The sequence below is a fragment of the Flavobacterium agrisoli genome (genome assembly GCF_016522065.1).
GTDB classification, from domain to species: domain Bacteria; phylum Bacteroidota; class Bacteroidia; order Flavobacteriales; family Flavobacteriaceae; genus Flavobacterium; species Flavobacterium agrisoli.
The window spans coordinates 243,141-254,905 of sequence record NZ_JAEHFV010000002.1 but is presented as its reverse complement, the minus strand read 5'-3'; the positions used below and the strand labels follow the sequence as shown (position 1 = coordinate 254,905).

General features: G+C 36.2%; 6 protein-coding genes. All 6 read left to right on the top strand.

The features are described 5' to 3' along the window. The 6 genes from I5M07_RS06160 to I5M07_RS06135 all read left to right on the top strand — a co-directional run bounded on the left by I5M07_RS06160 (position 1) and on the right by I5M07_RS06135 (position 11,751). Positions 1-1,575, top strand: coding sequence for a RagB/SusD family nutrient uptake outer membrane protein (locus I5M07_RS06160; RefSeq protein WP_200105343.1), 1,575 nt, complete (start codon positions 1-3; stop codon positions 1,573-1,575). Between the two features lie 20 nt (positions 1,576-1,595). After that, positions 1,596-3,005 (top strand): hypothetical protein, encoded by a 1,410-nt coding sequence (locus tag I5M07_RS06155; protein ID WP_200105342.1) that lies wholly within the window; start codon positions 1,596-1,598, stop codon positions 3,003-3,005. An 86-nt stretch (positions 3,006-3,091) separates the two neighbouring features. Then, positions 3,092-5,593: a beta-galactosidase GalB gene (gene galB / locus I5M07_RS06150; protein ID WP_200105341.1), complete on the top strand. Its 2,502-nt coding sequence runs from the start codon at positions 3,092-3,094 to the stop codon at positions 5,591-5,593. A gap of 35 nt (positions 5,594-5,628) precedes the next feature. Beyond that, positions 5,629-8,028, top strand: a complete 2,400-nt coding sequence (locus I5M07_RS06145) for a glycoside hydrolase family 31 protein (protein WP_200105340.1) — start codon at positions 5,629-5,631, stop codon at positions 8,026-8,028. Between the two features lie 73 nt (positions 8,029-8,101). Further along, positions 8,102-10,102: a glycoside hydrolase family 97 protein gene (locus tag I5M07_RS06140; RefSeq protein ID WP_200105339.1), complete on the top strand. Its 2,001-nt coding sequence runs from the start codon at positions 8,102-8,104 to the stop codon at positions 10,100-10,102. Positions 10,103-10,173: 71 nt separating this feature from the next. Continuing rightward, positions 10,174-11,751, top strand: a complete 1,578-nt coding sequence (locus I5M07_RS06135; RefSeq protein WP_200105338.1) for a GH39 family glycosyl hydrolase — start codon at positions 10,174-10,176, stop codon at positions 11,749-11,751. The last annotated feature ends 14 nt before the right edge of the window (positions 11,752-11,765 follow it).

The following is an 11,765-nucleotide window of genomic DNA, read 5'->3' as shown; positions in this document are numbered from 1 at the left end:
ATGAAAAAGACATATTTATATATTTTCTGTTTGAGTTTATTGACTTTGGGCTCATGTAGTTTAGAAACAGAACCTTTGACACAACTTACAGATACAAATTTTTATAAAAACACAGACGATGCTTATGCTGCCCTAGTAGGATGCTATGATGGGATGCAGGTCGCAACAGGAGCTTCCGGAATGGGAGTTCCGGTAATTACCGAAATAATGTCTGATGATTGTTTTGGAGGAACAGGTAATTCTGATGGGTACAATTATGCAGCTATTGATGAGTTTGATATTACACGTTCTCCTGCGGATGTAGATATGCTGAATACCAACTGGATTGCGTATTATAAAGCACTGTACCGTTGTAATGTTTTTTTGTCAAAAATGGATCAAATAGAATGGGGTGGTAATACAACTTTAAGAAATACTTACGAGTCTGAAACCCGATTCATCAGAGCTTATCTTTATTTCGAAATGGTTCGTTTATGGGGAAATATTCCTTTAGTAACAGTTCCAACTACTGAAAATGTACCTCAAGCAACTCCAGAAGAAGTGTACAAAGTTATTGCTGAAGATTTGGTTTTTGCAGCCAATAATTTGCCTACCGCAGCCTACAATTCTGTCGAGAGCGGAAGAATTACCAAATGGGCGGCAAAATCTTTATTAGGAAGAGTCTATTTGTATTACACCGGATATTACGGAAAATCGGATTTAGCAGGAGTGGTTACCAAAGCTCAAGCCTTAACCCATTTAGAAGATGTTATTGCTTCAAGTGGACATGGATTGTTAGATGATTTCGCAACACTTTGGCCAGCAGCATCAGTAGATGATTACGCAGGAGAGGATAATAAAGAAATCGTATTCTCAATAAAATATACTTATACCAGTGATTATAATGGGAATACAGATGGAAACCATTGGTTGTTAATGTTTGGTATGAGAGAATATTCGTCATATCCGTACGGCCGCGGGTGGGGTGTTACTGTAAATTCTAAATTATACGATGCTTATTCAGATAATGATACCAGACGTCTATCAACAATAATAGGGATTAACGAAGAAAACATCGCTTTTGATAAAATAAATAATCAAAGAGAATACACTGGTTATTATAATAAAAAATACGCACCAATGGTTGATGAAAATGGAGTTGATATGCCTTTAAACATGGGAAGTCAGTTTTGGGATATAAGTCAGTACCAAGATTATGTAGTAATAAGATATGCAGATGTTTTACTAATGGCAGCCGAATTGGGTAGCGGAAGTGCGCAGGCTTATTTTGATCAAGTAAGACAAAGAGCTTATAAGTCAGCATTTACTTCATTGCCTGTGAATATGGACAATATCATGAATGAAAGACATTTAGAGTTTGCGTTAGAAGGTATCAGATATTATGATTTATTGCGTCAAGGAATTACAAAAGCGTCCTCTACAATAGCAGAAACAACAACCTTATTAAACGGGGGAACTCCAGCAACAAAAACTATAACGGCTGCTAATGTCCAAAAAACTAATGGATTGATTCAGATTCCAAATACGCAAATCACATTGTCAAATGGAGTTATAAAACAAAATGCGGGTTGGTAACTTAACTAAAAAACAAAGCAATGAAAAAGATAAAATTAATACTTACAACATGTTGGGTACTCGCACTGCTGGTGTCTTCATGTGCTCCAGACACTTACTCTTTGGATGGTGTGACAGATAAATCGGATATACATTATGAAATCACTCAGGATTTAGCTGCAGATCCGGGAGGTAATACCGTGATTTTGAAAAATACGACACCCGGAGTGATTTTAAATTGGGATTATGGAACCGGAAAATCAGATAAGGCAGAAGTAAAAGTACAATATGCTTTTAAAGGAAATTACACTATCAAAATCACAGCGGTAACGGGTGGCGGACTTGTAGAATTAGATCCCGTGACCATTACGGTTGCACAAGATAATTTAAGTTATGTAGATGATCCACTTTGGACAGCGCTATCCGGAGGAGTTGGCAAATCTAAAATATGGTATCTAGATTTAAATGCAGAAGGAGTTTCAAAATTCTTTGCCGGACCACAATTCTTTTATGGAATGGATAATGGTTGGCTTGAAGGAGGAGATAATGGTTGTTATGGTACGGATTGTTGGAATTGGAGTCCCGAGTGGAAAGGCAATGAATGGCTTATGCCACAAGGCGATTATGGAAGCATGACTTTTAGTCTATCTGGAGGTGCTTTGATAACCACCGATCATAAGATGTTAGGAAAAAAAGAATCAGGTACTTATTTTTTAGATACAACAAATAAAACAATAACACTTACTGGAGCGACAATTTTGCACGATGCTGGTAAAGATGGTTGTGCAAGTAATTGGTCAACAAATCTTAAAATATTATCATTAACCGAAAATACGATGCAAATTGGAGTAGTAAGAGATAAATGCGAAACTCCAGCCCTTCTTGTTTATAATTTCATTTCTAAAGATTACAGTGATAATTGGGTACCATCAGATACACCAGATCCAAATCCAGAAATTGATTTAGATGGAGGAAGTGTTGGTGATTTATTATCAACTACCACGACTAGCACAAAAACATGGCATTTAAGTAAAGACACTCCTTTTAACTGGACCGATTTAGAAGGTGCATTTTTAAATAATTGGAATTCGGTTGCAGATTACGAAGCAGCTGGATGGACAGGGTATGTTGCCGCAGATCAGGCTACTGTTGTTAATAATAAAATTAGCTTTTCCGAAAATGGAACTGTAACCACTGTAGACAGCACCGGAAAAACAGCTTCAGGAACTTTTACTACAAGTACAGATGGAACTAATGTAATCACATTTACAGGTATTACGCCAACATTTCCAATTGGTAGTTCTTGGGCAACAGTTTCAACTACAGAGAATAATCAATGGAAAATTATAAAAACGGCTAAAACAGGAAATGTAGTTACAGATATTTGGTTTGGAAAACGCGATCCGGCTAAGAGTGAATACATGGTTTTTCATTTTGTTTTGAGCAACTAATAAAAGGACTTTTATTTTAATTTAAGACTTATATTTAACCGCCGGCGAAACAATTTTGCCGGTTGGTTTAATTATAAATTAATAGTATGAAACTCAAATTCTTTAAAATTGTATCTCTTCAGCAGTCATGGTTACTAGGCACTTGTATTTTTGCTTTAACTTTATTTTCATGTAAAAACAAAAAGCAAGATCAATTTGATAACCGTAAGATTTCATTTAATGAAGAATGGAGTTTTCATTTAAACGATAGTATAAATGATAAAGATACTATAGGAAAAACCACGGTTTGGAAAAATTTAGACTTACCTCATGATTGGAGCATCGAAGGAAAATTTGATGAAAAAAGTCCGGCGGGTTACGGAGGAGGAGCTTTAAACGGCGGTTTGGGGTGGTATAAAAAAACATTCAAAATAAAAGAAAGCGATCGAAACAAAATCGTTTCTGTCATTTTTGATGGAGTGTACTGTAATAGCGAGGTTTGGATAAACGGTCATTATATAGGAAAACGACCTAATGGATATATCGGATTTCAGTACGATTTGTCTCCTTACTTAAATTTTGGTGAAACAAACAACGAAATTTTGGTAAAAGTTGACAATTCAAAACAACCCAATTCGCGTTGGTATTCGGGTTCTGGAATTTACCGAAATGTGTGGCTTCAAATTACGGATAAGGTTCATGTTGCAGAGAACGGAACACATATTACGACATCACAAGTTAGTAGTGAAAAAGCGAAAGTTCATATAGAAACGACGATTAGAAATCAAAATAAAGAGGCTAAAAAAATAACAGTTTCTACTACAATTTACAAAGAAGATGAAAAAATAGAAACGGCTCAACAAGAGGTTGTTGTTACCGAAACGAATAGTCTTTTTATAGAACAAGATTTTGAAATTCAAAATCCGGCTTTATGGTCGGTAGAAAAGCCAGAACTCTATACAGCAGTTACAGAGGTTTTTGTAAATGAGAAAGTTATTGATTCCTATAAAACGAATTTCGGAATCCGTGATTTTAGATTTGATTTAGAAAAAGGATTTATCCTAAACAATAAACAGATTAAAATCAAAGGAGTTTGCTTGCATCACGACTTAGGACCTTTGGGTTCGGCAGTTAATACACGAGCCATAGAGCGTCAGTTACAAATTATGAAAGAAATGGGTGTGAACGGAATTCGAACAGCTCATAATCCGCCTGCTCCAGAACTGTTAGATTTATGCGATAAAATGGGTTTCATCGTCATGGATGAGGCTTTTGATATGTGGCGAACACCCAAAACGAAATATGATTACGCCTCGGTTTGGGACGAATGGTTTGAGCGCGATTTATTTGATCAAATTAAAAGAGACCGAAACCATCCTAGTGTTTTTATTTGGAGTGTTGGGAACGAAATTCCCGAACAATGGAATGAAACAGGTGTTTTAATTGCTAAAAATTTAATTGATTTAGTCAAACAGCAAGACCCTACAAGGCCGGTAACGGTAGCAATGAACCCACCAGTAAATATGAATATTGATGAAGTGACATTGCAATTTGATAAGGCAAAAACCTATTTCAATGCCATTGCTGCTTCGGGAGCTTTAGATTTGATAGGGTACAATTATGCACATCAAACGTATGCTTTTCATCAAAAAAACTTTCCGACTACACCTTTTATTGCAACCGAAACAACATCTGCCTTGGCTACTCGTGGTTATTATGATTCCGTTTCAGATACGATAAAAAAATGGCCGGTACGTTGGGATTTGAAATTTACAGGAGGAAATCCTGGGAACACTGTGTCAGCTTACGATCAGGTACAAGCACCTTGGGGTTCAACACACGAGGCAACCTGGAAAATCATCAAAAAACACGATTTCCTTTCGGGTATGTTCGTTTGGACCGGTTTTGATTACATAGGAGAACCAACGCCTTACGAATGGCCATCAATCAGTTCGTATTTCGGAATTGTAGATTTGGCCGGTTTTCCAAAAGATGTCTATTACATGTACCAAAGTGAGTGGACAAACAAAGATGTTTTACACATTTTTCCGCATTGGAACTGGAAAGTGGGACAAACGGTTGATGTTTGGGCATATTACAATCATGCCGATGAAGTGGAATTATTTCTGAATGGAAAGTCTGTTGGAAAAAGAAGTAAAAAAGGAGACGATTTACATGTAATGTGGCGAATTCCGTTTCAGCCGGGAACCTTAAAAGCGGTTTCTCGAAAAGACGGGAAAGTGGTTTTAGAAAAAGAAATTCAAACCGCCGGAAACCCAAGTAAATTGAATGTATCAGCTGATAGAAATGAAATTATCGCAGATGGAAAAGATTTGTCTTTTATAACAGTTGATGTTTTAGACGCCAAAGGAATTTTAGTTCCCACAGCCAAAAATGAAATTCATTTTTCGGTTAAAGGAAAAGGTAAAATCGTAGGCGTAGGAAGTGGAAATCCGGTAAGTCATGAATCTTTCAAAGGAAACAAACATACGGCAATGGCTGGAAAATGTTTAGTTATTGTACAGTCTGAAAAAGAATCAGGGCGAATTGAAGTTACAGCAAAAGCAAATGGATTACAACCTAAAACCATTGTAATTACAACTAAATAATTAAAAAACTCAAAAAACTATAATTTACTAAACCAATGAAAAAACCAACTCATAACAGGCTTTTAGTATCGTTGGGATTAGCGCTGTTTTTTTCTTGTATGGGGACGGCGCAAATTCAAAACGTTGAGGTGTTAAATGCTCCAATAGATGTCAGTAAAGATTTCGAAAATTATTTGAATACTTTTTATTTTGCTGATGAACTTACTGAATTTGATACGCAAACCGGAAAAGGAAAATTAAAATACCGACGCTATAATTATCAAACCAGACAAGCCTTTAATAATATGTTGGTTAAACCTGATACTATTTCGGCTAACGAGTTTCCGTTAACAGAGTACGAAGTTTCACCCGTTTTACCTTTTGAAATTCAATTTATTTCAGATCGCACCATCCGGATTAAAACTACTTCTGGGCCTCAATTTCACCCGCAGACAACATCATTGATGTTGGTTGATGGTGTGGCTCCAAATCATCCAGAATTATGGAAATCGTCTAAAATTAACGGTGGTTATCAATTTATCAGCAAAAAAGGAAAAGTTGAAATTTTGACCAAACCGTGGCACGTAAAAATTTATGATGAAAAAGGGAAATTATTGACTAGTACCTTACATAATACTGATTTTAAAAACACTTATACACCAGCTTTGCCTTTTTCATTTGTTCGAAGAAACAGTGATTATTCTCGAAGTATGGGAGCCGCTTTTAGTTTGGAACCTGATGAAAAAATATTTGGTTGCGGTGAGTCTTTTACTCAATTCAATAAACGTGGACAAAAAGTAGTTTTATGGACAGATGATGCCAATGGTATCCAAAACGAAACCATGTACAAACCCATTCCGTTTTATATGAGTAGCCGCGGTTATGGCGTTTTCATGCACCATTCAACACCAATTACAGTTGATTTTGGAAAATATTTTGGCAGCGCCAACGAAATATATATTGGTGATGACGAAGCCGATTTGTTCTTTTTTATTGGGGAACCAAAAGATATTTTGGATGAATACACAAACTTAACCGGAAAAGCCGCCATGCCTCCGCTTTGGTCATTTGGTTTCTGGATGAGTCGTATTACCTATTTCTCCGAAAAAGAAGGTCGTGAAGTAGCAAAAAATCTAAGAAAATATAAAATTCCTACTGATGTAATTCACTTTGATACGGGTTGGTTTGATGTAGATTGGCGTAATAATTATGAGTTTGCAAAATCCCGATTTGATGATCCTACAAAAATGATGGCTGATTTAAAAGATGATGGATTTCAGGTTTGCTTGTGGCAACTGCCCTATTTTACGCCAAAAAATACGTTGTTTAACGAAATTGTGAACAATGGTTTGGCAGTAAAAGATCGAAAAGGAAATTTACCGTATGAGGATGCCGTTTTAGACTTTTCAAATCCCGAAACAGTAACGTGGTATCAAGGGAAATTGAAGAAATTATTTGACCAAGGTGTTGCTGTTTTTAAAGTAGATTTTGGTGAAGCGGCACCCGCAGATGGAATTTATCACTCCGGAAGAACTGGTTTTTATGAGCATAATTTGTATCCTTTACGTTACAATAAAGCAGTAGCTGAAATCACTCAAAAAGAAAAAGGCTATACCTTAATTTGGGCAAGAAGCACCTGGGCAGGTAGTCAGCGTTACCCTTTACATTGGGGCGGAGATGCCGCAACTTCTAATGGAGCCATGTCGGCAGAATTGCGCGGAGGTTTGTCATTAGGATTGTCTGGATTTAGTTTTTGGAGCCATGATGTAGGTGGTTTTGTAACCAAATCTCCTGAAGATTTGTATAGAAGATGGACACCTTTCGGCATGTTAACTTCCCATGTGAGGAGTCACGGAGAGCCGCCAACTGAGCCTTGGTTATACAGTAAAGAATTTTTAGAAAGTTTTAGAAAAGCCGATAATATGCGCTATGAACTCATGCCGTATATCTATGCGCAAGCTAAAGAAAGTGCGCAAAAAGGATTACCCATGTTACGTGCTTTGTTTGTAGAATATCCACAGGATGCCGGTTCATGGTTAGTAGACAATGAATATTTGTTCGGATCCAGTATGTTGGTGGCTCCTCTTTTTGAAAATGTAACCGAAAGAGATGTGTATTTGCCAGAAGGAATCTGGATTGATTACCAAACTAAAAAAGTGTATCAAGGCGGTTGGCACAAAATTCAGGTAGGAGATATCCCAATTGTAGTTTTAGTTAAAAACGGAACGGTAATTCCACACATTGCTTTGGCACAATCTACTAAAGATATGGATTGGTCTAAATTGACCTTAAAAGTTTTTGCTGATTACAAAACAACACAAGCTACAGGAATTGTATACCTGCCAAATGGAGCTGCCGTTGAAAATCTAACGGTCACCAAGACAGGAAATAGTTTTGAAGTGCAACCAAATGGGTTAAATGGAAAGACAACTTTTAAAGTAGAAAATGTAAAATAAAGAAGTTGAGTAGTTGAGTAAATTGGGGAAATCCTTGTTGGTACCCCAGTTTATTTCTCAAAAAATAAAAGACATGAAAAATACAATTATCATATCAACTTTATTGCTGACAATAGGGGTTGGTTTTGCACAAAAAAAAGGAAAGTCATACGAATTAGTTTCGCCAAATGGGCAAAATAAAATTCAGTTTGAAATGGTTAACAATGCACCAAAATATGCCGTTTCCCATGGTAAAACGGAAGTGATTACACCATCGGATATGGGGTTTTTATTAAAAGGAAATGAAGATTTAAGTGCCAATTTTGAGCTTAAAAACACTAAAAACACCACTTTTGATGAAACTTGGACTCAGGTTTGGGGTGAAAAGAAGAAAATCAGAAACCACTATAATCAATTAATCGTTGATTTACAGCAAAAAACAGGAAACAAAAGAAAACTGCAAATTCAATTCCGTGCTTACGATGATGGAGTTGCATTTCGATATGTGTATCCAAAACAGGCATCCAAAGACAGTATTTTTATCATGGATGAAAAAACGACTTTCAACCTAAAAGAGGATGGAAAAGCGTGGTGGATTCCTGCTTATAAACCAGAACGTTATGAATATTTATACACGGCGTCACCAGTTAGTAAATTAGATACCGTTCATACGCCATTAACCATTGAAAGTAAAAGTGGTTTGAAACTCAGTTTTCACGAAGCAAATCTTGTTGATTTTGCGAGTATGACTTTAGAGCAAACTGAAGGGACACAATTAAAATCGAATTTAGTGCCTTGGGCTGATGGAATAAAAGTTCGTGTAAAAGATTCGTTTACGTCTTCTTGGAGAACACTTCAAATAGGAGAAAATTCAGCAGATTTAATTGATTCGTATTTAGTTTTAAATTTAAATGAGCCTAACAAATTAGGCAATCCGTCTTACGTAAAACCGTATAAATACTTCGGGATTTGGTGGGCAATGCACATCGGGAAATATACTTTTTGGGAAGGCGAAAAACAAGGAGCTACTACAGCTCATGCCAAAGAATATATTGATTTTACTGCCAAAGAAGGTTTACATCACTTATTAATCGAAGGTTGGAACAAAGGTTGGACACCAGCTTGGTACGAAAACAGAATGCATATGTTTAGTTTTACACAATCTGCCGATAATTTCGATTTGGAGAAAGTTGTAGAATATGGAAAATCAAAAGGAGTAGAATTGATTGGCTACCACGAAACGGGTTCAAACCTAATCAACTACATGAAACAAATCGATGAGGGTTTTGCTTTGTACAAAAAGTTAGGAATTCATACAGTGAAAATTGGTCACGTGGGGTCAAAGTTGAATATGAAAGAATGGCATCACGGACAATTTGGTGTAAATTATTTTAGATATGTTTTGGAAAAAGCAGCGCAGTATGATTTAGCTGTATTCTATCACGAACCAATAAAAGATACAGGAGAAAGAAGAACATATCCGAATATGTTGGCAAGAGAAGCAGCTCGTGGACAAGAATATAATGCATGGAGCGATGGAAATCCGCCAAGTCATGTTGTGATTTTGCCTTTTACAAGAATGCTTTCGGGACCAATGGAATATACTCCGGGAGTTCTGGATGTCGAAATCAAACAAGGATACCCAGGAAGAAGAGTGCATGGAACTACAGCACAACAATTGGCAATGTATGTATGTTTTTATTCGCCAATTCAAATGTTGGCCGATTTACCTGAAAACTACGCAGTACCTTCTATGCAATTCTTAAAAGATGTTCCAACAGATTGGGCTGATACCAAAGTTTTGAATGCAGAAATTGGTGAATACCTGACAACTGTTCGTAAAGATGAAAAAAGTGAAGATTGGTATTTGGGAAGTATGACTAATGAAAAAGGAAGAGAATTGACCGTTTCATTGTCTTTCTTAGATCCAAAAGCGACTTACGAAGCTCAGATTTATGCTGATGCCGAAGGAACAGACGAAACCCACAATCCAGAAAAAGTAGCCATCACCAAACAAACAGTAAAAGCATCCGATAAATTGAAAATAAAATTAGGTGGTGCTGGAGGAACAGCTATCCGATTTAAAAAATTATAACGATAAACCTTTGTACAGACGGGTTTCAAACCCGTCTCCTATTTTTAATAATTGATTTTTACCATTTTCAGATGAAAAAAAATGTATTGCTATTGATTCTTTTATTGGGACTGAACAATATCTCATTGTTTGGACAAAATAATAATGTTGCAAACAGAATTATAAAAGTCGATTACAACAAAGAGCAAGGAAAGATGAATACCATGTTCAAAGAATGCATTGGTGCCGGAAGAGCAAACGAGGGTCTTCGTGCCGATTGGCAACAGCAACTCGCAATGGTAAAAAAAGAATGCGATTTCAAATACATTCGTATGCATGGATTATTGACGGATGATATGGCAGTGTATCGTGAAGATTCGAAAGGAAATCCGCAATACAATTACCAATACATTGATGTTTTATACGACTATATTTTGAGTATCGGAATGAAACCATTTGTTGAATTGGGTTTTATGCCGAATGCTTTGGCCAGTGGAAAAGAAACGATTTTTTGGTGGAAAGGAAACGTTACACCTCCTAAAGATTATAAAAAATGGGAAGATTTAATTAAAAATTTAACACAGCATTTTACGGAACGTTACGGAGCAGAAGAAGTAAAAACCTGGTATTTTGAAGTATGGAACGAGCCGAATTTATCTCCTGGTTTTTGGTCAAGTACTCAGGAGGAATATTTCAAATTATATGATTATACCGCAAGAGCCATCAAGAGTGTAAACAAGGATTATAAAGTAGGAGGTCCTGCTACAGCAGGTGCGGCTTGGATTCCTGAAACAATTGATTTTTGTACCAAAAACAATGTGCCGATTGATTTCATTTCAACACATGCTTATGGTGTACGTCAAGGATTTTTGGATGAATTTGGGGGAACCGGAACCGTTTTAAGTAAAGATGAATTCAGTGTAAGCGGAGAAGTAATTAATTCCCGCAAGCAAATTTCCAATTCGGCCAAGCCAAACTTAGAATTGCATTATACAGAATGGAGTACTTCTTATACACCTGCAGATCCAATCCATGACAGTTACCATTCGGCAGCTTATATTTTGCAAAAAATAAAGCAAGTTGGTAATGCTGCAAACTCAATGTCTTACTGGGTTTTTACAGATATTTTTGAAGAACCGGGACCAAGATTTACTCCTTTTCACGGAGGATTTGGATTATTGAATACTCAAGGAATCAAAAAGCCAGCCTATTTCTCGTATTCTTTTATGAATAAATTAGGAGAAACTGAATTACAAAATATTGATAAAGCTTCTTGGGCAACCAAAAATGAAAAAGGAGATGTTCAACTTTTGTTTTGGGATTTCACTTACACACTTCCTGAAAAGATAAATAATCAAGAGTATTATATCAAAGATTTGCCATCTAAATCGAAAGGAGAAGTAACCATTAAGGTTGATGGTTTGAAGAAAGGTAATTATACTTTAGAAATCTATAAAGTAGGATATAAAATTAATGACTCTTATGCTGATTATCTAGCAATGGGAAGACCAAGTCAATTGAGTATTGAACAGGTAAAATCTATTAAACAAAAAAATAACGGCGCTCCTGTATCTACAGAAAAAATTACTATTGATGCTTCGGGATTTTTTAGTAAAAGTTATAAGATTAATGAAAACGATGTTGTCATGCTCAATTTTGTAAAGCAATAATTAAAAAAAGATTT

What these genes read in the sequence shown, in the direction of transcription:
- I5M07_RS06145 (WP_200105340.1), top strand. Translation starts at nt 5,629, where the DNA reads ATGAAAAAACCAACTCATAACAGGCTTTTAGTATCGTTGGGATTAGCG.
- galB (WP_200105341.1), top strand. Translation starts at nt 3,092, where the DNA reads ATGAAACTCAAATTCTTTAAAATTGTATCTCTTCAGCAGTCATGGTTA.
- I5M07_RS06140 (WP_200105339.1), top strand. Translation starts at nt 8,102, where the DNA reads ATGAAAAATACAATTATCATATCAACTTTATTGCTGACAATAGGGGTT.
- I5M07_RS06160 (WP_200105343.1), top strand. Translation starts at nt 1, where the DNA reads ATGAAAAAGACATATTTATATATTTTCTGTTTGAGTTTATTGACTTTG.
- I5M07_RS06135 (WP_200105338.1), top strand. Translation starts at nt 10,174, where the DNA reads ATGAAAAAAAATGTATTGCTATTGATTCTTTTATTGGGACTGAACAAT.
- I5M07_RS06155 (WP_200105342.1), top strand. Translation starts at nt 1,596, where the DNA reads ATGAAAAAGATAAAATTAATACTTACAACATGTTGGGTACTCGCACTG.